Annotated in this window: 25 protein-coding genes; 12 read left to right on the plus strand and 13 right to left on the minus strand. The window is 60.9% G+C overall.

From position 1 onward, the window contains the following. Positions 1–22: 22 nt before the first annotated feature. Entirely contained in the window at positions 23–433 is a 411-nt protein-coding gene (locus ED236_RS02500; RefSeq protein ID WP_148042232.1) for a hypothetical protein, read from the minus strand. 165 nt (positions 434–598) lie between these two features. Between ED236_RS02500 and purB the strand changes: the two genes are divergently transcribed. The 9 genes from purB (at position 599) to ED236_RS02545 (ending at position 11,439) form a co-directional block, all read left to right on the plus strand. Beyond that, on the plus strand, positions 599–1,969 hold the full coding sequence (gene purB, locus ED236_RS02505) for an adenylosuccinate lyase (protein ID WP_123236341.1): 1,371 nt from the start codon (positions 599–601) through the stop codon (positions 1,967–1,969). A 160-nt stretch (positions 1,970–2,129) separates the two neighbouring features. Next, the gene (locus tag ED236_RS02510; protein ID WP_123236342.1) at positions 2,130–3,869 is read left to right on the plus strand and encodes an autotransporter assembly complex protein TamA; all 1,740 of its coding nucleotides are present in this window, start codon (positions 2,130–2,132) and stop codon (positions 3,867–3,869) included. Between the two features lie 20 nt (positions 3,870–3,889). Continuing rightward, positions 3,890–7,189, plus strand: a complete 3,300-nt coding sequence (locus ED236_RS02515) for a translocation/assembly module TamB domain-containing protein (protein ID WP_162299572.1) — start codon at positions 3,890–3,892, stop codon at positions 7,187–7,189. 21 nt (positions 7,190–7,210) lie between these two features. Beyond that, a complete protein-coding gene (wrbA, locus tag ED236_RS02520) occupies positions 7,211–7,804 on the plus strand; it encodes an NAD(P)H:quinone oxidoreductase (protein ID WP_123236344.1) in 594 nt (197 codons plus the stop codon). A 2-nt stretch (positions 7,805–7,806) separates the two neighbouring features. Beyond that, positions 7,807–8,505: a HugZ family pyridoxamine 5'-phosphate oxidase gene (locus ED236_RS02525; protein ID WP_123236345.1), complete on the plus strand. Its 699-nt coding sequence runs from the start codon at positions 7,807–7,809 to the stop codon at positions 8,503–8,505. After that, a complete protein-coding gene (locus ED236_RS02530) occupies positions 8,502–8,888 on the plus strand; it encodes a DUF2069 domain-containing protein (RefSeq protein ID WP_123236346.1) in 387 nt (128 codons plus the stop codon). Before ED236_RS02525 ends, ED236_RS02530 begins: the two co-directional genes overlap by 4 nt. An 18-nt stretch (positions 8,889–8,906) precedes the next feature. Then, positions 8,907–9,683: a 5'/3'-nucleotidase SurE gene (gene surE / locus ED236_RS02535; protein ID WP_123236347.1), complete on the plus strand. Its 777-nt coding sequence runs from the start codon at positions 8,907–8,909 to the stop codon at positions 9,681–9,683. A gap of 26 nt (positions 9,684–9,709) precedes the next feature. Further along, positions 9,710–10,366, plus strand: a complete 657-nt coding sequence (locus ED236_RS02540; RefSeq protein ID WP_123236348.1) for a protein-L-isoaspartate(D-aspartate) O-methyltransferase — start codon at positions 9,710–9,712, stop codon at positions 10,364–10,366. Beyond that, positions 10,363–11,439, plus strand: coding sequence for a peptidoglycan DD-metalloendopeptidase family protein (locus ED236_RS02545; RefSeq protein WP_193726051.1), 1,077 nt, complete (start codon positions 10,363–10,365; stop codon positions 11,437–11,439). Before ED236_RS02540 ends, ED236_RS02545 begins: the two co-directional genes overlap by 4 nt. 69 nt (positions 11,440–11,508) lie before the next feature. Here ED236_RS02545 and ED236_RS02550 read toward each other — a convergent pair whose 3' ends face one another. From ED236_RS02550 to ED236_RS02580, 7 genes are all read right to left on the minus strand, one after another. Beyond that, a complete protein-coding gene (locus tag ED236_RS02550; RefSeq protein WP_123236349.1) occupies positions 11,509–12,252 on the minus strand; it encodes a dienelactone hydrolase family protein in 744 nt (247 codons plus the stop codon). Positions 12,253–12,271: 19 nt separating this feature from the next. Then, complete coding sequence (locus tag ED236_RS02555; RefSeq protein ID WP_123236350.1) at positions 12,272–12,634, minus strand: thioredoxin family protein; 363 nt, start codon at positions 12,632–12,634, stop codon at positions 12,272–12,274. A gap of 179 nt (positions 12,635–12,813) precedes the next feature. Next, positions 12,814–13,413, minus strand: a complete 600-nt coding sequence (locus tag ED236_RS02560) for a nitroreductase family protein (RefSeq protein WP_123236597.1) — start codon at positions 13,411–13,413, stop codon at positions 12,814–12,816. A 113-nt stretch (positions 13,414–13,526) separates the two neighbouring features. Next, positions 13,527–14,606 (minus strand): alkene reductase, encoded by a 1,080-nt coding sequence (locus ED236_RS02565; RefSeq protein ID WP_123236351.1) that lies wholly within the window; start codon positions 14,604–14,606, stop codon positions 13,527–13,529. 40 nt (positions 14,607–14,646) lie between these two features. Further along, positions 14,647–15,225 carry a YceI family protein gene (locus ED236_RS02570; RefSeq protein WP_123236352.1) on the minus strand — a complete coding sequence of 193 codons (579 nt, stop codon included), beginning with the start codon at positions 15,223–15,225 and terminating at the stop codon, positions 14,647–14,649. 108 nt (positions 15,226–15,333) lie between these two features. Continuing rightward, on the minus strand, positions 15,334–15,903 hold the full coding sequence (locus ED236_RS02575) for a flavodoxin family protein (protein ID WP_123236353.1): 570 nt from the start codon (positions 15,901–15,903) through the stop codon (positions 15,334–15,336). A gap of 10 nt (positions 15,904–15,913) precedes the next feature. Further along, a complete protein-coding gene (locus ED236_RS02580; RefSeq protein ID WP_123236598.1) occupies positions 15,914–16,636 on the minus strand; it encodes a pirin family protein in 723 nt (240 codons plus the stop codon). Between the two features lie 103 nt (positions 16,637–16,739). On the opposite strand from ED236_RS02580, the gene ED236_RS02585 reads away from it, so the two are divergent. Genes ED236_RS02585 through tadA form a run of 3 tightly spaced genes read left to right on the plus strand, consistent with a single transcriptional unit; the run spans position 16,740 to position 18,678 of the window. Next, complete coding sequence (locus ED236_RS02585; RefSeq protein WP_123236354.1) at positions 16,740–17,642, plus strand: LysR substrate-binding domain-containing protein; 903 nt, start codon at positions 16,740–16,742, stop codon at positions 17,640–17,642. Between the two features lie 46 nt (positions 17,643–17,688). Beyond that, the gene (locus ED236_RS02590) at positions 17,689–18,144 is read left to right on the plus strand and encodes a phosphate-starvation-inducible PsiE family protein (protein ID WP_123236355.1); all 456 of its coding nucleotides are present in this window, start codon (positions 17,689–17,691) and stop codon (positions 18,142–18,144) included. 21 nt (positions 18,145–18,165) lie between these two features. After that, positions 18,166–18,678 (plus strand): tRNA adenosine(34) deaminase TadA, encoded by a 513-nt coding sequence (tadA, locus tag ED236_RS02595; RefSeq protein WP_123236356.1) that lies wholly within the window; start codon positions 18,166–18,168, stop codon positions 18,676–18,678. A 51-nt stretch (positions 18,679–18,729) separates the two neighbouring features. Here tadA and ED236_RS02600 read toward each other — a convergent pair whose 3' ends face one another. The 5 genes from ED236_RS02600 to nikB form a co-directional block, all read right to left on the minus strand. After that, positions 18,730–19,419: a Bax inhibitor-1/YccA family protein gene (locus ED236_RS02600; protein WP_193726052.1), complete on the minus strand. Its 690-nt coding sequence runs from the start codon at positions 19,417–19,419 to the stop codon at positions 18,730–18,732. 103 nt (positions 19,420–19,522) lie between these two features. Further along, entirely contained in the window at positions 19,523–20,569 is a 1,047-nt protein-coding gene (nagZ, locus tag ED236_RS02605) for a beta-N-acetylhexosaminidase (protein WP_123236358.1), read from the minus strand. Continuing rightward, on the minus strand, positions 20,566–21,291 hold the full coding sequence (locus tag ED236_RS02610) for a queuosine precursor transporter (RefSeq protein ID WP_123236359.1): 726 nt from the start codon (positions 21,289–21,291) through the stop codon (positions 20,566–20,568). Before ED236_RS02610 ends, nagZ begins: the two co-directional genes overlap by 4 nt. 58 nt (positions 21,292–21,349) lie before the next feature. Beyond that, positions 21,350–22,168 (minus strand): ABC transporter permease, encoded by an 819-nt coding sequence (locus ED236_RS02615; protein WP_123236360.1) that lies wholly within the window; start codon positions 22,166–22,168, stop codon positions 21,350–21,352. Further along, on the minus strand, positions 22,165–23,076 hold the full coding sequence (gene nikB, locus ED236_RS02620; RefSeq protein WP_123236361.1) for a nickel ABC transporter permease: 912 nt from the start codon (positions 23,074–23,076) through the stop codon (positions 22,165–22,167). The genes ED236_RS02615 and nikB overlap by 4 nt, the downstream gene beginning before the upstream one ends. Positions 23,077–23,088 lie beyond the last annotated feature (12 nt).

Raw genomic sequence — 23,088 nt, forward strand, 5'->3', positions numbered from 1 at the left:
AGCAGGCTGATTTATAAGTCTTCTAGAAGACTGAGCCCGAGAAAGCGGAGCCACAACTGCGGCTTCCGGAAGACAATTCCAGCCGGTCCAGCGTGGCCGACTGATAGCCTTTTCCACGTAGCGATTCGAGATAATGACGCACTTCGCTGACGTCCACCATGCCATTGCGGTCTTTGTCCATGAGACGCAGGTTGTCTTCCACACTGAGCGAGGGGAACGTATTGCTGACAGACGAAGACGCGACGGCACCCGAAGCAGCCGATGGTGCATCCTCTGCGCTATTTTTTATACTGCTATCGTTTGTGCTGCCAGCCTTTATGCTGCCAGCCCCTCCGATGGCATTGAGGCAGAAAAACAACAGCATCATCACAAAAGTGGGTTTCATGGAGATTAGTCTAGCCCAAACATGCAAACTTACAAATATCTTCATCATCCAGTCGCCATGACCATGTAAAACCAGAAAAAGTTGCTTACAAATCAACGCCGCCTGGCATGCAATCAAAATTCGGGATTTTGACTATGTCCCGAGTAGGGTAAAATTATGTTTCGTCTGGATGCCGGCCCTGCCGATCCCAACATTTTATGGAACAGTCTTCTGATGGATCTCTCCCCGCTTAACGCCCTTTCCCCACTCGACGGCCGCTACCAGGGCAAACTCGATAACCTGCGCCCGTATTTCAGCGAATATGCGCTGATCCGCCATCGCATGCTGGTGGAAGTGGAATGGCTGAAGGCGCTGGCGGCGGCCCCTGCCCTGCAGGAGATCAAACCGTTCGGCGCCGACACACTGGCAGAGCTTGATGCCGCCATCAACAGCTTTGGTGAAGCCGAAGCTGCCCAGGTGAAAGCCATCGAAGTACGCACCAATCATGACGTGAAGGCGCTGGAATACTGGCTGAAAGAACGCTTCGACGGCAATCACGAGATCCGCGCCGTGAGCGAGTTCATCCACTTCGCCTGCACCTCGGAAGACATCAACAATCTGTCGCACGGCCTGATGCTCAAGCATGCGCGCGACAAGGTCATGCTGCCCATGCTGGACCAGCTGATCACGCGCTTCACCGAGCTGGCGCACAATCTGGCCGAGCTGCCCATGCTGTCCCACACGCATGGCCAACCGGCTTCGCCCACCACACTGGGCAAGGAGCTGGCCAATATCGTGCACCGCCTGTGCCGTCAGCGCAAACAGGTGGCCGAGATCCAGATCCTCGGCAAGATCAACGGTGCCGTCGGCAATTTCAACGCACACCTGTCGGCTTACCCCGAATTCGACTGGGAAAGCTTTGCACGCAAGTTCGTCGAATCGCTGGGCCTGACCTACAACCCGTACACCATCCAGATCGAGCCGCATGACTACATGGCTGAACTGTATGATGCGCTGGCCCGCATCAACACCATCCTCATCGATGCAGACCGCGATATCTGGGGCTATATCTCGCTGGGCTATTTCAAGCAGAAGGTCAAGGAAGGCGAAGTCGGCTCGTCCACCATGCCGCACAAGGTCAACCCCATCGACTTCGAGAACTCCGAAGGCAATCTGGGCCTGGCCAATGCCGTGCTGCGCCACCTGGCCGAAAAGCTGCCGATCTCACGCTGGCAGCGTGACCTGACCGATTCCACGGTGCTGCGCAATATGGGCGTGGGCCTGGGCTACACGCTGCTGGGCTACGATTCCTGCCTGCGCGGGCTCAACAAGCTGGAAGCCAACCCGGCCAAGCTGGCCGCCGATCTGGACAATAACTGGGAAGTGCTGGCGGAACCTATCCAGACCGTGATGCGTCGATATGGTATCGCCAACCCGTACGAGCAACTGAAAGCGCTGACGCGCGGCAAGGGCGGCATCAACCGCGAATCGCTGCATGCCTTCATCAGTGAACTCAAGATCCCGGCCGCCGCCAAACAGGCATTGCTGGAGATGACGCCGGCCAGCTATATCGGCATCGCAGCACAACTCGCAAAAACCATCTAGCCCAGCATACGCCTGCGATGCCTGCTCAGTCAGGCGTCGCAGCGGCAAGCACGCAGGCTGGGCGCATGGGTCAGCCAGCAAGCGCCGACCCAAAACCGATCTGACAGCACCAATCTGATAGCAAGGAATCCTCGGGCTGAAACATCACCTGACTCATCATTTGCAACGCTGGCATCACGGCCTGTTTGTAGTATTGCTGTTATGGGGCACCCCCCAGGCCAGCCTGCATGCCGAGGAGATCCGCTACCGTGTGGATATCGAAGCCCCGGACAGCCTGGACAGCCTGCTACGCAAGCACCTCGATATCGTCAAAGCGCTGGACAACCCGCGCCTCAACCGCAACGAATGGTTGCGCCTGCTAGGCGAAGCCGAACAGGACGCGCAGTCCATCCTGGCCACCGAGGGCTACTTCAGCCCGCAGATCGACATTGAAACCGACCAGCAAGACACGCTTTCTCACGCCAGTTTCAAGGTAGAGCCGGGGCCACAGACCAGGGTCGCGGAGGTGGAGATCGAGTTCACTGGCGCCATCCATCTGGAAGATGAGCATAGCCGCGTCAACAAGCTCAAAGAGAACTGGGCCTTGCAGGCTGGCGCACCTTTCAGCCAAGACAACTGGGGCAAGGCCAAGCGCACCCTGCTCAGTGACCTGATCGCTTACCGCTACCCCGAAGCACACATCCTGCGTAGCGAGGCGCGCATCCAGCGCGAGCGCAACCAGGTCAAGCTGCGCATCGAGATCGACAGTGGCCCGGTATACCGTTTTGGTACGACGCGCATCGAAGGCGTGCAGCGTTATGATGCCGCCATCATCGAACGCCTCAACCCCATCAAACCGGGCGACATCTACGACCAGAACAGCCTGTTGCGCCTGCAGACCCTGATCCTTGAGAGTGGCTACTACCAGTCGGTGGAAGTCAGCGCCGACACCGAGAACGGGCCCGTGGATGCGGCTCCGGTCATCGTTAAAGTATCAGAGCGCAAAGCGTCCACCTTGAGCACTGGTGCCGGTTTGAGTACCAACACCGGCGCACGTGTGCAACTCAATTATGAGGATCTGGATGTGTTCGGACTGGACTGGCGCTTTGTCGGCAGTTTCAAGGTCGAGCAACTGGCCCAGTCCCTGAATGGGCAGTTACAGCGCCCGCAGACCGAGAACGGCTTCCGCGACAGCCTCAGCAGCACGGTAGGCCGCACCGCCATTGAAGGTCAGACCACCACCATCTTCAACAACAGCCTGAAACGTGCCTGGGGCCCGCGACGCTTCGAACAATTCGTAGGCACCGGCATCCTGTTCGAGCAGGTGGACCTGGATGGTGCGGAATCCAGCAACAAGCAGGTGGCCACCGTCTCCTACGGCATCACGCTGCGCCGCGTGGATAACGAATTGTCGCCCAACCGCGGTTATCTGCTCAATGCGCAGGTCGCCGCTGCGCCGCTGGATAGCCTGTCCGATGGCAAGTTCGTGCAGACCTATATCAAGGGCCAGGCCTATTGGCCGCTGGCAGAACGCACCCAACTGATTACCCGGCTGGAAATCGGTGCCGTGAATGGCGGCAACGCGCCCGCCACCTACCTGTTCCGTGCCGGTGGCGACCAGTCGGTGCGTGGCTATGCCTTCCAGAGCCTGGGTAACCGTGAAGGCGATGCCATCGCAGGTGCGCGCTATCTGCTGACCGGCAGTGCCGAGCTGGTGCAATGGCTGACGCGTGAGTGGGGTGGTGCCGTGTTCGTGGATTTTGGTAACGCCGCCGACACCATCAAAACACTGAAGCCGGTCTATGCTTACGGCCTGGGCGTGCGCTGGAAAAGCCCGGCCGGCCCTATCGGTGCGGATATCGCCTACGGCCAGGACACCGGCGAGTTCCGTCTGCACTTCAACCTGGGGGTCTCATTCTGATGCGCGTACAGGCTGGGTTGATGCGCCACTGGCACTTGCTGTTGCGAGGGAGCCGCGGGCTCTACGCTGCACTGGCCGTGCTGCTCAGTCTGGGGCTGGTTTATACCGTGCAGGCCATGAACATCAACGTCACTACCAGCCTGGACAGCTTCAGCTATCAGCTTGGCAGCCTGGACCTGCAGCTGGAAAAGCTGGAGACCACCATGCAGCTGGCGCCGGATGACCCGGGCCGACTCAATATCCAGAAGTTGCATGCGCAGCGCCTGACCATCCACATCAAGGACGACCAAACCACCGACGCACCTGCGGCCGACAAGAAGCTACCTGAGAAGATCACCCTGCCAGTCTTGCTGGAGATCCAGCAGGCCGACATCCAGGAAGTCATCATCGTCAACGGCGATGACCGCCAGGTACTCAAAGCGGTGCAACTGACGCTCAAGGCCGACCCGCAGCAGCTCAGCTTGCAGCTGGGCAGCGCGCAAACGCCCTGGGGTGGCATCGCGCTGGATCTGGGCATGCAGGCGCACTACCCGTTCGCACTGAACGGCAGCCTGGCGCTCAAGCAAAAGACCGCCAGCCTGGATGCCGACCTCAAGCTCAGTCTGGGTGGCAGCCTGCAACAATTGCAGCTCAACACCGATGTCTACGCCTCCAAGCCCGCGCAAACACTGGTACTGCATGCCAACGCCACAGGCAACGACGACGAAGCACACTTGCAACTGCGCGGACAACTCAGCCTGGAACGCGACTACCCGGTAAGCGTGAACGCTGATCTCAGCCAGATCAGCCCGGCGCTGTTCGGCTTGCAGGACAGCGGCCGCATCGACCTGACCAGCACACTACAAGGCCACCTGCTGCCTGGCCCAGCGTTCACGCTCAGCCTGCGCAGCCAGGACAGCCTGTGGCGCGGCGAACCATTACAACTCCAGCTGCAGGCCGCGCTCAAGGACGGCCTGTTACGCGACCTCAAACTCGACGCGTCCCTGGCGGCCAATCACCTGCATGCGGCCGGCAGCCTGGGCGCTGCCGGTGACACGCTGAGCTGGCGCGCACAACTGCCGGAGCTGAGCCGTCTGGGCTCGGCTATAGGCGGCAAACTCAGTGCGGATGGCGAAATACGCGGCACCATGGACCAGCTGTTGACCGAATTCAAGCTGCAGGCAGAAAAACTCACCCTGCCCGGTGACCTGCGTATCGACACGGTGACGGGCAGCGGCCGACTTGGTCCTGCCGGGCTCACCGCCGCCAGCTCAACCCCGGAAGCTACGAAAAAATCCCTGGCACCCGTAGGCGGCACGGCCTCCAACACGGTGCCAGAGACGGCACTGGCGGCGCTGGACCCGGCCAAACTGACCATGGACGCCAGCCTGCAACTCACTGGCCTGCGCACCCTGGCCTATCCCAAACGCGTCAATGCGGATGTCAAATTAAAAGGCACGCTGGACCAGCACAGCCTGACTGCGCAAGCGCGTTCCGTTGACCTGGAGCTGGACGCGCTGCTGCAAGGTGGCCTGCTGGCGCAAGGCGGCTGGCAGGGCCAGCTGCAACGCTTCAATTATCAGGAAGCGGGCGGCGCCCAGACACTGCAACTGAAAGCGCCCGCCACGCTGACCATCGCGGCCCCACAAGGCTTGCAACTCGGCCCACTAGTGATGAATGTGGGCCAGGGTGCCCTGCACCTGACCCAGCTGCGCTCCGGCCCGCAAGGTTTGCTCAGCACCGGCGAGCTACGCGGCATCCCCCTGCAGGCATTGCCACGACGCTTGTTGTCGCTGCCCGCCAACCTGGATGGCGATGCCGTGTTCTCCGGGCAATGGCAACTGGTGGTCGATCAACAGGTCAATGGCCTGCTACAGATCAAACGTGATTCCGGTGACATCGTACTGCGCGAGCAGAACCAGAAACCCATCCCGCTCGGCCTGCAACAACTGGAAAGCACCTTGCGCATAGACCACAACGTGGTCGAGCTACAAGCGGCGGCGCAAGGCACCCAACTGGGCAATATCCAGCTGCAATTCGAATCCCTGCTCAACACCAGCACCGGCAATATCAGCCTGCGCCGGGATGCGCCACTGCAGGCCAGCATCAGTGCCGATCTCAACACGCTGAGCTGGCTGGGCATGGTCACCGATGCCGTGCAGATGGACGGCAAGCTGCAGATCGCCTTGCAGGCTGACGGCACCATCGCCCACCCGCGTCTGCGCGGCACTGCAGCCGGACAGGCCTTGCAACTGGCGCTGCCTGACGAAGGCGTGTCACTCAAACAGGGCGTGCTGCAGCTAAGCCTGGCGGATGACACCCTGCAGATCCAGCAAGCGCGGTTCATGGGCGGCGAAGGCACACTGGAAGTGGTGGGCAAGCTGCAGTGGCAGCCGGGCAGCCCTAGTCTGGCGCTGGACTGGAAAGCAGACCGCTTCACCGCCACCAGCCGCACTGACCGGGTCGTGGTCGTCAGCGGCACCCTCGCCACCGCGCTCAGCGACGGCAAATTGCAGATCAGCGGTGACCTGAGTGCCGACCGCGGCAATCTGCTGCTGTCGGACGATGACAAGCCCAGTCTGGGCAAGGATGTGGTGGTGGACGACACGGACGACAGCGCAGCTGCTGCACCGCTGGACTATGTGCTGTCCGGCCTGAACCTGAATCTGGGTGGCAATTTCAGTATCCAGGGGCGCGGCCTGGATGGCAAGCTGGGCGGCAAGCTGCGCCTCACCGGCAGCAGTCAGCGCGGCCTGCGTGCGGATGGCAATGTGCAGGCTTCCGGTACCTATATGGCTTACGGTCAGGTGCTCAATGTCGAAACCGGCCAGATCACCTTCACCGGCCCAGTCGACAATCCTGGCCTCAACATCGTCGCCACCCGCCAGCAACAGGCCGTAAAGGTCGGCGTCAAGATCACCGGCACCGCGGTGCTGCCCACCGTCAAGCTGGTGTCCTGGCCGGAAATGAGCGATGGCGACAAGCTGTCCTGGCTGATCCTGGGGCATGGCATCTCCGAGGCCGGACAGAACGATTTTGCCCTGCTGTCGCTGGCCGCCGGTGCGCTGCTGTCCCAGGGGCAATCCGTGCCCTTGCAGACCCGCTTTGCGCGCGCAGCGGGCCTGGACAGCTTCAATATAGGCGGCACCAACGCACAGAACACCAGCCTCAGCCTGGGCAAACGTCTTTCATCCAAGCTGTTCCTGAGTTATGAAAAGGCCTTCAACGGCCTGCTCAATGTGGCCAGACTCACCTATCAGCTCACCGACCGCTGGTCGGTACGCTCGCAGGCCGGTTCCGAAAGCGCGGTGGACGTGCTGTATACTTTCAGCTTCCGTTAGTCATCCTCATCGAGCCTCCACATGCAAGAAATCCTCGTGCTTTATTACAGCCAGGGCGGCGCTGTGCGCGACATGGCGCAGCTGATCGCGCGTGGTGTCGAATCCGTCAGCGGTGTCAAAGCGCGCTTGCGCACCGTGCCCAGGGTGTCTGCCAACTGTGAAGCCAGCGAACCTGTCGTACCGGCCAGCGGTGCGCCTTATGCCGAACTCAAGGACCTGCAGGAATGCATAGGCCTGGCGCTGGGCAGTCCTACCCGTTTCGGCAACATGGCCGCGCCCATGAAATATTTTCTGGATGGCACGGTCAGCCTGTGGCTCAAAGGCGGCCTGATCGGCAAGCCTGCCGCGGTGTTCACCTCCACCGGCTCCCTGCATGGCGGCAATGAATCCACACTGCTGACCATGATGCTGCCGCTGATGCACCACGGCATGCTCATGGTAGGCCTGCCCTACTCAGAGCCATCTCTATCGAGCACCAGCAGCGGTGGCACCCCCTACGGCGCCAGCCATATCGGCGGCCCGGCGGACGACAGGCCCATCAGTGAAGATGAGCGCAAGCTGTGCATCGCGCTGGGCAAGCGTCTGGCCGAAACTGCCGTCAAGCTGGCGGCGTAAGCATGGATCTGGCCACAGAAGCACGGCAATTCCTGCGCAGCACCCACAAAGGCATCCTGTCCACGCAGTCGGTGCGCATGTCGGGCTACCCGTTCGCCTCGGTGGCGCCCTTTGTGCTGGACCATCAGGGCCAACCGCTGATCCTGATCAGCACGCTGGCGGAACACACCAAGAACATCCAGGCCGATCATCGCGTCTCGCTGCTGGCCTTCACCGATGCCGATGACCTGCAAGCCCATGGCCGCCTGACGCTGGTCGGCGATGCCGAACAGACCGACAAGGAAGACCCCTTGCTGCGCGCGCGTTACCTGCGCTACTTTCCGCAAGCGGAACAGTACTTCGCCATGCACGACTTTTATTTCTACCGCATCCTGCTGCGTGAAGTGCGCTATATCGCCGGTTTCGGCCGCATGGGCTGGCTGCAGGCGGAACCCATGCTGTCGGCACGCAGTCCGCTGCCCGCACAGGAAGCCGGTATCCTCACGCACATGAATGCAGACCATGGGGACAATCTGCGCGCCTACTGTCAGCATGTGCATGGCATCAGCGCTAGCGCGGTCGAGATGATAGGCATCGACGCCGATGGCTTCGATGTACGCGCCGACCAGCAGGTGCTGCGCTTCAACTTCGAACAGCCCATTCAGGACGCTCAGGGAGCGCGTGCCGCCCTGGTGGCACTGGCCCAGGCGTGCCGCGCATGATCGCGCGCCTGCGTTTTCTCGCCAGCGCCAGCCTGATCGCGCTCATCCTGCTGTGTCTGGCCTGGGAAGGCTGGCTGGCACCGCTCAAACCGCAAGGCTCGCTGCTGATCCTCAAGGCGCTGCCTTTACTGCTGCCGCTGTTCGGTATCCTGCGCGGCAAACGCTACACCTATCAGTGGGCCTGCATGTTCATCCTGCTGTACTTCACCGAAGGGGCGGTACGTGCCTGGGCGGACACCGGTCTATCGGCGTGGCTGGCACTCGCGGAAGTGATGCTGACACTGCTGTTCTTCACGGTCAGCGTGCTGTATGCGCGCGCCACCGCACCCAGCAGACTGGCGATTGCCACAACTGCTGCGAGCGACCGCATTCCTCCCACATAATTCCCTTATAATTTGCCTATGCGCATCCTCCTCTCCAATGACGACGGCTACTTTGCTCCCGGCCTGAACATCCTCGCCCAGCACATCGCCAAGATCGCCGACATCGTGGTGGTAGCGCCCGAACGCAACCGCAGTGGCGCCAGCAACTCACTCACGCTGGACCGTCCGCTCACCGTACGCAAGGCGGCCAATGGCTTCTTTTATGTGAATGGCACCCCCACCGACTGCGTGCATCTGGCACTGACCGGGCTGATGGACGCGCCACCGGACATGGTGATCTCCGGCATCAATGACGGTGCCAACATGGGCGACGACACCATCTACTCCGGCACGGTGGCCGCCGCCATGGAGGGCTTCCTGCTTGGCATCCCGTCCTTTGCGGTGTCCATGTCGCAACACAATTCGCGCTATTTCGAGAGTGCCGCACAGACCGTGGTCAAGCTGGTGACCTATTACCACCAGAACGGTTTTCCGCCGCCGCTGCTGCTCAACGTCAACGTGCCAGACATTCCACATCAGGACCTCAAAGGCTGGCAGGTCACCCGCCTGGGCAAACGCCACAAGGCCGAGCCGGTGATCAAGTCCACTACGCCTCGCGGTGAGACCGTGTACTGGGTGGGTGCTGCTGGCAGCGCACAGGATGCGGGGCCGGGCACCGACTTTTACGCCGTGTCCAACCGACTGGTGTCCATCACCCCGTTGCAGGTGGACCTCACCCAATACAAGCAGATCCCCGGTTTGCAGCAGTGGCTGCCAGACTATGACGCAAGCAATGCATCAGGCAGTGCTGCCTAGATATGTAGTGTAGAGATGGTGTAGAGATGGCAACCGTGATGAATGGCATAGGCATGACCTCGCAGCGCACACGTGAGCGCATGCTGGCGCGTCTGCGCGAGCAGGGCATACGCGACGAAGTGACCCTGGCTGCCATGGGCAGCATCGCCCGCCATATCTTCGTGGATGAAGCGCTGGCCTCGCGTGCCTATGAGGATGTCTCGCTGCCCATAGGCTTCGGTCAGACCATCTCGCAGCCCTACGCCGTGGCACGCATGACCGAGATCCTGCGTACCGGCAAGCCGCTGGGCAAGGTGCTGGAGATCGGCACCGGCTGCGGCTACCAAACCGCCGTGCTGTCCAAAGTGGCCAGCGAAGTCTATTCGGTGGAACGCATCAGCCCTTTGTTGATGAAAGCCCGCAAGCATCTGCGCGAGCTGCGCCTCAGCAATATCAAACTGAAACACGCAGACGGCAACATCGGCCTGCCCGAACTGGCTCCGTTCGACGCCATCATGGTCACCGCTGCTGCTCCACACATACCGCAGCAGTTGCTGCAGCAACTGGCACCCGGCGGGCGGCTGGTGATCCCGGTGGGAACCAGCGAGCAGTTCCTTTATCTCATCGAGAACACTGGCACTGAATATCGTCAATCCAAGCTGGAAAGTGTCAAATTCGTGCCTTTACTGGGTGGAACCAATTGAAAACAACGCATCATCTGTACCTTGCCTGTGTGACGCTACTGCTGGCCGCCTGTGCCAGCAACCCACCGGCTCCTGTCATCGAGCGCCTGCCACCAAGCAAACCAGCCCCTCCCGCCGCCGCTGTGAGCAAACCCGCCGCGGCAAAACCAGCGCCACGCGAAGGGCTGCCCGATGTACACGTAGTGAAGAAAGGCGACACGCTCTACAGCATAGGCCTTGAATACGGTCAGGATTACCGCGATGTGGCACGCGTCAACAACCTCACCCCACCTTATGCACTGCGCATCGGCCAGCAGCTCAACCTGCAAGCCTTGCGCAGCACGGAGATGCGTAGCACCGAAAATGGTGATGAAGCGGTGACGTCTGCAGTGCAGATCGCCGCACCCCCCACTGCCACGGCTGGCACCGGCACTACGGCTGGCACCCCGATCACCAGCCCGCTGCCGACCAGCACCACGCCAGCCCCCGGCGGCGCACCCGTGATCGGCTACCCCAAGGCGTTACGCGAACCTTACAGTTTGCAGGCCCTCAACACGCCGCCCGAGACCAAGGCACCCGCCTCGGCAGCGGCAGCAAGCGCCAGTGCAAAACCAGCCACCACCGCCCTGCCCGGCAGCACAGACAGCAAGCCAGTCGAAGCCAAGCCAGCAGACACCACTTCCACTGCCAGCCCACCAGCAGCGGCTAGCGAGACCGGCCCGGACGCGGTCAACTGGGCCTGGCCGGCAAAAGGGAAACTGATCGCGGGCTACAATGACACCAGCTCCGCCAAAGGCATCGACATCGCTGGCAGCCAGGGCCAGGCTGTGCTGGCCGCTGCGGCAGGCAAGGTGATCTACAGCGGTGCCGATCTGCGCGGTTACGGCAAACTGGTCATCATCAAACACAATGCCACCTACCTGTCCGTATATGCCCACAACAGCAACATCCTGGTCAAGGAAGGCCAGCAGGTTAGCCAGGGGCAGAAGATCGCCGAGATGGGCAGCACCGATACCGACCGCGTGAAACTGCATTTCGAGATCCGCCGTCAGGGCAAATCCATAGACCCGGCCCCACTGCTGCCAGCCCAGTAGCCAGTCAGCATCAATGGACGTAAAAAAGCCCACGATCATCGTGGGCTTTTTCATTTAGGCGGATGCCGATCAGGCCTGGTGCAAAGTGCGGCCAAACATCTGCAAGGCCAGCTGGTAGCCGGTCATCGCCAGCGCCGGGTCATAGCGCTCCCCCTCGTCGCGCATGAACGCATGCTGGGCATTGAACTCATGCCAGGTGAACACCAGGTTGGCATGGGTGAGCTTGCTGTAGACCTCGGCACGACCCGCGGTAGGGATATGGTTGTCCTGCTTGCCCCAGATCATCATCAGTTCACCCTGTATATCCGCCAGGCGTTCCATGCTGTGCTGGCCAGCTTGGTTGGGGATGATGGTGGTATGCAGATCGGTGGCGTAAAAACAGGCGGTGGCTTTCACTTCAGGCTGCAAGGCCGCGCGGAATGCCAGATGACCGCCGATACAGAAGCCCATGGCGCCGATCTGGCCATTGCTCCAGGGCTGTTGCTGGGCGTATTCGATCATGGCACGGTTGTCGGTGTCGTAACCCTGCACGTCCTTGGCGGCCTTGTCGGCGTTGCCCTTGTCACGGCCCGCATCGTCATAGCCGAGCACGGTACCGATCTCGTTGAGCTCATGGAACACTTCCGGCACCAGCACGGCATAGCCATGGCCCGCCATGATGCGTGCAGCGCGCTCGATGGGGCCGGTCTGCTGGAAGATCTCCGAATAGAACAGGATCACCGGATAACGGCCTGCAGCGGCTGGCCTGTGCACATAAGTGCGCATGGTGCCGGTAGGCGTGGCGATATCGGCGATGTGGCTTTGTACGTTCATGTGCTCTCCCTGAACCGGCTCAAGCGGATTGCTGTGCCAGGTAGGCACGCACTTCGGTCATGTCGTAGTCACGTGCCCATGCGATGAGCTTGTCCAGCGCAGGCGCACCGATCTCGCCCTGCTGGGCGTGGATGCCGGCGGTTTCGCGCACGATGAGGATAGCCGGGATCTTGCTCACATCGAAATATTCGCTGATCTCGGGTTCGGCTTCGGTGTTGACCATGCCGAACACGATGTCCGGGTTGTTCGCTGCAGCGGCTTCGAACACGGGCGTGAAATTGACACAGGGCTCGCACCACGGTGCCCAGAAATCGACAATCACGAACGGATTGTTCTCGATGGTTTCCTTGAAATTGGCTTTGGTGAGTTCTACAACGGCCATAGCAAAGCATCCTGATGATTTGAAAACGCATATTCTATCAGATAGACAGGCTGGCAGATGCCTGCACGGCGTAATCAACACTTGGCGGTAAACAAAGCAAAAACCCGGCGGTGGCCGGGTTTTGCGAGGATAAACGCCAAATAAAGCAGAGCGAGTATCCGGCCAGGCGACTGGCAAGCTTACACGATGGGCGTACCCCAGCTGCCGGCAAAGAACAGTTCGCCCAGTGCGCGGCGTGTGCGGGGTGCGGTTTCACGTTCCAGCAGTTCTCCGGTAACGGTGGCGATATCCGCCGGATAGCCGACCGACACCATGGCCATCAGGCTGATCTGCTCGGGGATACCGAATTCGGCACGCAGCATGTCGCCATCGAAGCCGCCCATCTGGTGCGCCATCAAGCCCATGCTGGTAGCTTGCAGGCACAGGTTCTCCATGGCGGCGCCGGTGTCGTAGCCATGCCAGCGGTTAGGCTTGCCGTTGTGCGTGAACAAAGTATCTGCTGCCGCCAGGATCAGCAGGCCGGCATGCTGGGCCCAGCTTTGATTGCCCGGCACCAGGCAATCGTAGGCACGTTGCCAGTTGACCGGATCGGCATGTTTGTCCCACACCACAAAACGCCAGGGCTGGTCACCGAAACAGGACGGCGCCCAGCGCGCGGCTTCCAGCAAAGCCAGTTGCTGCTCGGCGGAGACCGGCTTGGTGGGGTCATAGGCGCGGCCGCTCCAGCGTTCAGCGATGAGCGGGTCGATAGGGACTTGTGTGATGGCAGGTTTTTGCAATTGCGATCCTTTGATGTTGTGCATGTCATTGTGTCGATCACCATGGCATGCGCCGCTGACGGCCAGACCGGCTGACCGTCAGCATGATGTTAAACAGCGTATAAACAAACACGCTAGGCAGATTCCAGTGTCGGGTAATCAGTGTAGCCCTTTTCAGTGCCGCCATAAAAGCTGGCCTGGTCCGGCGTGTTGAGCGGTGCATCCTTGGCAAAACGCGCCACCAGGTCCGGGTTGGCCAGGAAAGGCACCCCATAAGCGATCACATCGGCGCTACCAGCAGCCAGCGCCGCATTGCCCTTGGCCTTGTCGTACATCAGATTGGCCATGTAAGCCCCCTTGAACAGGCTGCGCAACAGGGTGAAATCGAAGGGCGGAGTTTCCAGGCCGTGCGTGCCGCCCTCCACCACATGCAGATAGGCCAGCCCGAACGGACTCAGCGCTTCGGCCACATGGTTGAACAGTGCTTGCGGGTCACTGTCTGCCATGTCGTTGAACGGATTGAGTGGCGAGATGCGCACGCCGACACGGTCGGCACCGGCCACGGCGACCACCGCCTCGGTCACTTCCAGCAGCAGACGCACACGGTTGGCGATGGAGCCGCCATAGTTGTCGCTGCGTTGATTACTGCCATCACGCAGAAACTGATCCAGCAGGTAACCGTTGGCCGCGTGGATCTCCACGCCGTCGAAACCGGCTTCCAGGGCATTGCGCGTGGCCTGGGCATAATCGGCCACGATACCCGGCAACTCCTCTGTACCCAGGGCGCGCGGGGTCACGAAATCCTGCAAGCCGGTATAGGTATAGGCCTGCCCAGCCGGCTTGATGGCGGATGGCGCTACCGGCAAGGCTTGGTCCGGCAACAGCGAAGGGTGCGAAATACGGCCCACATGCCACAGCTGCAGCACGATCTTGCCGCCAGCTTCATGCACGGCCTTGACCACTTTCTTCCAGCCAGCGATCTGCTCGGCGGTGTGGATGCCAGGCGTGGCCGGATAGCCGTGCCCCATGGCGGAGATGGGCGTGGCTTCGGTGATGATGAGGCCAGCACTGGCACGCTGCTGATAATAGGTGACGTTAAGGTCTTGCGGCACATTGCCTGCGCCGGCGCGGTTACGCGTCAACGGCGCCATCACCATGCGGTTGTTAAGGGCGATACTGCCCAGCTTGGTCGGTGTGAATAGATCGATGCTCATGTGGTGCTCCTGACGATACGGTGGAAAGTATAAAAGTGGATCATGGCTTGGTGCGTATGCCTTCGATCAGCAGGCTGATCTCGATGTCATCGCCGACCGGGCCGTTCGGCTTGGTACCCCATTTGAAGCCGAAATCCGAGGCTTTGAGGGCGGTTTTGGCTTCAAAGCCAGAACGGTAGCCACCGAACGGGTCTGCACCAAAGCCCAGCACCTTGAACGGCATGGTGAGTTCGCGGCTCACGCCATGCAGCGTCAGCGTGCCGGTCAACAAGCCTTCGCCTGGTGCGGTCTCGACCACTTTGCTGCTGACAAAAGTCATTTCGCCAAACGTGTAGGCGTTGAGGTAATCCTCTTTCTTGATGTGCTCGTCGCGCTTGGGGTGTGCACTGTTGACGCTAAGCACATTGATCCTGGCATTGACGCTGGAGTTGGCCAGGTTGCTGCGGTCTATGCTGATGCTGCCGGTGATGTCGCTAAAGGTGCCCGAGGTTTTGGACACCACGTGGCGCAGCGACCAGTTGGCAAAGCTGTGCGCATTGTCGATCTTGTAGGTTTCAGGTTCGGCATGAGCGACATTGAAGGCAAACAGCAGGGCAAGCAAAGACAGGGATGGTTTCATACTGTAGTTCCTGAGATTAAAGCCGGAGCAGCTCCGGCGACTGGGTTGAAAAGTGAGTGTTGAAAAGTGAGTGTTGCACAGTGAGTGCCGATGGTTGCATCAGGATCATCAGTCTGGCTTGAACTGCACGGCTTTGCCAGCCACGCGCTCGCCCAGATATTCGGCCGTGGCAAGGTCGCTGGCGATCGGGCCGTGTTCCGGCCCCTGGTCCGCGTTGGATTGTGCCAGCGCGCCCAGAAAACCGCCCAAACGGTTCAAATCATGGACCGAGCCCTGGCTGTGATTGTTCCCGGGCATCAGGTCCAGGCCTACCCAGATCATGCCGTGTTGCGCCGCGAACACGGCCAACTGGATCAGCGAAGCCAGCTTGTCGCCGCTCTGGCTGGCCGAATTGGTGAAGCCGGCAGCGATCTTGTCTTTCCAGTCACGCGCGGCCCAGGCTTTGGATGAGGCGTCCATGAAGGCTTTGAACGGCGCGGACACCGAGCCCATGTAAGTCGGGCTACCAAAGATGATGGCATCGGCGGACTTGAGCAGTTCCCATTGTTGCTGGGCCTCATCCGCAGTAAACAGGTGCACGGTCACGCCTGCCACCTTGGCGGCGCCGCGTGCCACGGCCTTGGCTTGTTCTGCGGTATGGCCGTAGCCACTGTGATAAACGATAACGACTTGCGTCATGATGCTCTCCTTAAGATGAATACGGTCCTGCCACCGAAGGCAGGTCGAATAACAGGATCTCGGCTTCTTCCAGCGCCTGCAGGCTGATGGCCTGAGCCTGGTCTATCTTGGCAGCGTCACCGGCATCCAGCAGCTCGCCATTGAGGCGCAAACTGCCACGTGCCACCTGCAGGTATACGCTACGATCTGGCGCCATGCTGTAATCCAGGCGGTTGCCAGCACTGATCACGCTGGCATACAGCGCAACGTCCTGATTGATGTGCAAAGCCCCGTCGCGGCCACCACGTGCTGCCACCAGACACCAGCGGTCACGCTTCTCGGCTGCTTCGAAATGCTTCTCTTCATAGCCTGGCGTCAGGCCGTTGGCTTCCGGCAACAGCCAGATCTGCAGCAGATGCACGTCCTGCGTGGCAGAGGCATTGAACTCGCTGTGCACGATGCCGGTACCGGCGGTCATGCGCTGCACATCGCCTGCCGCGATCACCGAGCCATTGCCCAGACTGTCCTTGTGCTGCAACTCGCCACGCAGCATGTAGGTGATGATCTCCATGTCGCGGTGCGGGTGCATACCAAAGCCCTGCCCGGCCGCCACCACGTCCTCGTTGATGACGCGCAGCACCGAATAGCTCATGTGCTGGGGGTCGTAATACTGGGAGAACGAGAACGAATGATAGCTATCCAGCCAGCCGTGATTGGCGTGGCCGCGCTGCTCGGATCTGCGTAACTGGATCATGGTGAGGTCCTTTTCATTCAACGTGTTTGAATAAGATGATGTATGCTATTCCTGATCGATTTATGAAAAAAGCGAAATGATTTGCATGGGTTGTTCAAAATAAATGAACATTAGATTATCGCTGGATGCGCTGGAGGTCATCGACGCCATCGCCCGCAAGGGCAGCTTTGCAGCGGCGGCGGATGCCTTGCACCGCGTACCGTCTGCCATCACCTACAGCGTGCGCAAGCTGGAAGAAGATCTGGGCGTCAGCCTGTTCGACCGCAGCGGTCACCGCGCCCTGCTCACCGAGGCCGGTGCCGAACTGCTGCGCGAGGGTCGCCACCTGCTGCAGGCCGCAGGCGAACTGGAAGCACGTGTCAAACGAGTGGCAACCGGCGTGGAAACCGAGCTTGCCATCGCCGTCAGCGACCTGTTGCGCATAGCACCGCTCTACCCCATCCTGGAACGCTTCTATGCGCAGGGCTTCGGCACCCGTTTGCGCGTGCTGCGCGAAGTGTATGGCGGCAGCTGGGACGCCCTGATCAGCGGACGCGCTTCCATTTCCATTGGCGCCCCAGGCGAAGGTCCGCCCGGAGGTGGTTATTCCATCCGGCCCATGGGGCCGCTTAATTTCCACTTCTGCGTAGCCCCGCATCACCCGCTCGCGGCGCTACCCGAGCCCCTCAAGAATCAGGACATCCAGCAGCATCGTTCCATCTCCGCTGCGGACAGCTCACGCAACCTGCCACCACGCACTTCCGGCATCCTCAGCGGTCAGGACGTGCTCACCGTGCCGGACATGCACAGCAAGCTGCTGGCGCAAGTGCATGGCCTGGGGGTAGGCTATCTGCCGCAGGGCCTGGCTGAACGCGAGGCAGCGGCAGGTCGCCTGCGTATCAAGCGCGTCGCCGAACCCAAACCAGAAGCAGTGAGTTACCTCGCCTGGTGCAGCGAAGGCGGCAAGGCGCAGCAGTGGCTGCTGAAACAATTTGAACAGCTCACACTGGAACAACTCATCATCTGATGCCAAAATGCGGGGGTCTCAAGCCAACGTGAATCGGTAACCCGCCATGCCCCAGACCCATTTCCCTGAAGAGTTCAGTGTCGTCAACCGCTACATCGTGCGCGCCATGTTGTGGCTGAACGGCTTTGCACACATCGTGATCGGGCTGGCACTGGCCGTTTCGGTCATCATGTTCACCTGGCTGTTCTTCGTGGATGTGAAAGAAGCCGCCTACTCACACAACCTGGTGCATGGCTTTTTGCATGCGCTGGGCACATTGATGTTGCTGTGGTCGGTGTCGGCGCTGATCTCGGCCGAGATCAGCTATCTGATGGGCAGCAAGCTGCGTGTGGAGACCTTCATCGAAGTGGCCATGGTGCTGGTGCTGCGCAAACTGATCGTGCTGCCGGTGCAGGAGATCACGCCCACCGCGGAAGAACTGTTCCTGTGGGTAGGCTCAGGCCTGGGGCTGGCCATCACCTTCGTGCTGGTGCGCTGGGGACAGAAACAGCTGCATGATTAAGCCGTTTCTGCTTGCCTCCCGATGACCGAGTCCAGCACCGACCAGCTATTCATGCAGCAGGCGCTACAACTGGCTGCCGAAGCCGCCGCGCTGGGCGAAGTGCCAGTGGGTGCGGTGGTGGTCAAGGATGGCATCATCATCGGGCGTGGCCGCAACGCTACCATCAGCGGCAATGATCCCACTGCGCATGCCGAGATCATGGCCATGCGTGACGCCGCCGCGTATCTCGGCAACTACCGTCTGGTGGACTGCAGCCTGTATGTCACCCTGGAACCGTGTGCCATGTGCAGCGGCGCCATCCAGCATGCGCGCATCACCCGCCTGGTGTATGGCGCGCACGACCCCAAGACTGGTTGCTGCGGCAGCGTGCTGGACCTGATGGCAGAACCCAGACTCAATCATCACACCCAGGTCGCAGGCGGACTGCTGGCAGCGGATTGCGGCCAGATCCTGTCCGACTTCTTCGCTGTGCGCCGACGCAAAGCCAAACCTGTGACTGACGTGGCCTCCCCGGACGCAGACGGCGGACAATAAAAAACCGGCCCCGAAGGGCCGGCCAGATCCGCTTGCCAGCGAATTCCGTGCTTATTCGCGGTCGCCAGCAAACGCCATCAGCAGTTGCAGCAGGTTCACGAACAGATTGTAGATACTCATGTAGATGCCCAGCGTGGCCATCACGTAATTGGTTTCGCCACCGTTCACGATGCGGCTCACGTCATACAGGATGAAGCCGGAGAACAGCAGCACTGCCACACCAGACAAGGCCAGCGACAGGGCCGGGATCTGGAAGAACAGGTTGGCCAGCGAAGCCACGATCAGCAGGATGATGCCTATCATGAGGAAATTGCCCATGAAGCTGAAATCGCGTTTGGACGTGGTGGCGATACCAGCCAGCGTCATGAAGATGATGCCGGTACCACCTGCGGCCAAACCGACCAGCTCGGCGCCATTACGCAGGTTCAATGCCACTTGCAGGATAGGGCCCAGCATCAGGCCCAGCATGAAAGTCAGGCCCAGCAGCAGGACCACGCCCATGCTGTTATTACGGTTGGCCGAGATCAGGAAGAACATGCCGAAGATCACCGCCAGCATGATCAGCGAACTCATGATCGGGCTGCCCTGCATCCAGCTGAAGTTCATGCTCATGCCGATGAACGCGCCGATCACGGTCGGGATCATGGTCAGGCCTAGCATGGCGTAGGTGTTACGCAATACCTTGTGGCTCTCGGCGCTAAGGCCGCCAGCTTGCGTGGAAACTTGATAATTGCTTTGCATCACTTACTCCTTGGTGAACAACTGAGTTTAAGACTACCCAAACTATAGCAAAGTTTCAACCTTGCTCATGTAACAAATCAGCTATAACAAATCGGTATCTGCGTCACAACGGCAGCGTGCCGGCCACTTTGCCGACCAGGCCCACCTCGTGCAGCGCATGCACGAAGCTTGCATCTTCACGCAACTGATCCATGCTGGCCGGATGATGCGCGCCGTGCATGCGTGCCAAGCGCGCCAGACTCTGCGCCGGCATGCGCCATTCCAGCCGGGCGAGCAGCTCATCGGCCAGATCGGGGCGGTTGCACAACAGCACCATATCGCAACCCGCCTGCAGCGCGGCCTGCGCACGTGTGGTGACATCGCCACCAGCACTCGCCGCCTCCATGGTCAGATCGTCACTGAAGATCGCGCCATTGAAGCCCAGCCGCTGGCGCAGCACTTTCTGCAACCAGCGCTCCGAGAAGCCGGCCGGCTTGTCGTCCACCGCAGCGTAGATCACATGCGCAGGCATGATGGCCGGGATGCCGTCGTCTATCATGCGCCGGAACGGCTGCAGATCCGCCTCGGCGATGCGGTCGAAACTGCGCTCATCCACCGGCATGGCCACATGTGAATCCGCCACCACGAAGCCGTGACCCGGGAAGTGTTTGCCTACCGCCGCCATGCCGCCTTTTCTGAGCCCCTGCATGAGCGCGAACGCCAGCTCGTGGATGGCCTGGGTGTCCGCATGGAACGCACGGTCACCGATGACCAGGCTTTCGCCATAGTCCATGTCCAGCACTGGCGTGAAGCTGAAATCCACGCCATGCGCACGCAGTTCGGCGGCCAGGATCCAGCCCGCCGCCTCGGCCAGCTGGCGCGCACGCTTGGGGTGCTGGTCCCAGATCTTGCCGAACTCGCGCATGGGCGGGATGCGCGTGAAGCCGTCGCGGAAGCGCTGTACACGCCCGCCTTCATGGTCCACGCCGATCAACAGCGGTGGCTGCCGCACCGCATGGATGCTGGCGGTCAGCGCTTTGAGCTGCGCACAGGAGGTGTAATTGCGGGCGAACAGGATCACCCCGCCCACCAGCGGATGCTGCAGGCGGCGGATATCGTCGTCGGTCAACTCGGTGCCGACGACATCGAGCATGATGGGGCCTAAACTCATTCTGCACCTTTCATGCTGAACGGATTGAAATCGGTGTTACGGTCATAGTAGTCCTCGTTCTCGGCGCGCTTGAGCCAGGCCACGATTTTATAGGTGATGGGCATGAACGCCACCTCCACGGCCACCTTGGCCACGAATTGTATCCATACCACATACCAGATCTGATCATCCGGGATCACACCGGTGCCATAGAACGCCAGCGGGAAGAACAGCACGGTATCCACGCCCTCACCAAAGATGGTGGACCCGGTCATGCGCCCCCACAGGTGACGCCCGGCAGTCCAGATCTTCATCTTGGCCATGATGTAAGAGTTGACGAACTCGCCCGCCGCAAATGCCACCAGACAGGCCAGCGAGACGCGCCAGGCCGAACCGAACGCCACTTCGTACTCGTGTTGATTGTCCCAGAACGGCGCTGGTGGCAAGGCCACGATCACCCAGGCCATGAAAGACGCGAATGCCAGCCCCAGAAACCCGGCCCAGATCACCCGGCGTGAATTGGCATAGCCATACACCTCGGTGAGGATATCGCCAAAGATGAACGAGATCGGGAAGAACATGATGCCCGCGCCGAAGGTCAGCGTATCCATGCCCAACACGCCGAACGGCCCCAGCTCGATCTGCGCCACCTTGGCCGGTCCGATCAGGTTGGAACACACCAGCACGGTGACGAACGCGGCCATCATGAGGTCGTAGTGACGATACTGGCGTTTGGCTTGCATACGGCTTATAGCCTGGAAGAAGAAGGATGGTTCATGTTAGCAGGGAAACGCCAGCACATCAGTCGCTGCGCCGTACATCCAGCGCATCGCGCAGGCGGTCACCCAGCACATTCACGGCCAGCACCAGCGACATCAGGCTGAAGCCCACCGCCAGCACATAATGTGGTGCCACCAGCAGATAACGCACACCATCACGCAGCATGCTGCCCCAGGAGGCATGCGGAGCCTGGATACCCAAGCCCAGAAACGACAGGCTGGCCTCCGCGATGACCAGCCCGGCGATGCCGTAAGTGGCTTCCACCAGCAGCGGCGCAGCCAGCAAAGGCAATATATGCCGCAGCAGGATGCGCGGCACGCTGGCGCCCAGAGACTCGGCCGCCTGCACATGCTGGCGTTGCCGCAAGGACAAGGCCTGCACACGCGTCAGCCGTGCATAGCCCACCCAGGAGGTCAGGCATAGCGCCATCACCAGATTGAGCAGGCCTGGCCCCAGCACGGCCGCAAACGCAATGGCCAGCAGGATGCCAGGAAAAGCCAGGAACACATCGGTGATCTGCATCAGCAGCCGGTCCAGCCAGCCGCCGTAATACCCGGCCAGCAGTCCCAGCAAGGTACCAAACAGCAGCGTGATGCTGGTGACCACCAGGGCCACACTGAGCGCCACCGAGGCACCCTCTAGCAAACGGGACAGGATATCGCGCCCCAGATCATCACGCCCCAGCCAGGCGCTGCTGTCCGGCAAAGCCAGCAAGTGGCTCAGGTCGATCTGGTCCGCTTGAGCAAAACCGGGCAGTGCCAGCCCTGACACGGACAGCAGCAAACCCAGCAGCGCGGCCAGCAGCCAGAACAGCACTACATACCCAGCCCAGTGCTTCATGACGCGAACCGGATACGCGGGTCCAGCCTGGCGTAGACCAGGTCGGTGAGCAGATTGACCAGCACATAACTCAGGGCGATCACCAGCACACAGGCCTGGGTAACCGGATAATCGCGTTTTTCGATGGATTCCACCAGCAAGCGGCCTATGCCGTCCCAGCTGAAGATGGTCTCGGTGATCACGGCCCCAGCCAGCAGCGAACCCAGTTGCAGGCCCAGCACCGTCACTACCGGCAGCAAGGCGGCCCGCATCGCATGCCCCAGGATCACCTGCCGTTCAGGCAAGCCCTTGGCGCGCGCTGTGCGCACATAATCCTCGTGCAGCACTTCCAGCAGGCTGGCGCGTGTCATGCGGGTGAGGATGGCAGCCAGGCCGAAGCCCAGCGTCAGCGCAGGCAGAACCATAGCCCAGCGCCCTTCCATGCCACTCACCGGCAACCAGCCCAGCCACAGCGCGAACAGCAGCATCAACAAAGGGCCCAGCCAGAAGTGCGGCATGGCCGACAGGGTCAGGCTGGCGATGGTCGCCAACTGGTCAGGCCAGCGTCTGGCGTGCAAAGCCGCCAGAATACCGAGCGGCAAGCCGATCAGCACGGCGATCGCCAGCGCCAGCAAAGCCAGTCTCAAGGTGGCAGGCAGGCGTTCTGCCAGCAGCCCGGCGATGTCGGCACCACTATGGATGGAGCGCCCAAAATCCCCCTGGGTAAGCTGCAGCAGGTAATGGCCGAACTGCACAGGCAGCGGCTGATCCAGGCCCAGCGCAGCACGTAGCCCGGCACGGTCGGCCTGGGTGGCGGATTCGCCAAGCATCACCTCGACCGGATCGCCCGGCACCAGATGCACCAGCAAAAAGGTCAGCAGCAGCACCCCGAACACCACCGGCAGCACACCCAGCAAACGTTTAAGCATCGTTCCTAATCA

The sequence above is a fragment of the Pseudomethylobacillus aquaticus genome, assembly GCF_003730115.1.
Lineage (GTDB): Bacteria > Pseudomonadota > Gammaproteobacteria > Burkholderiales > Methylophilaceae > Pseudomethylobacillus > Pseudomethylobacillus aquaticus.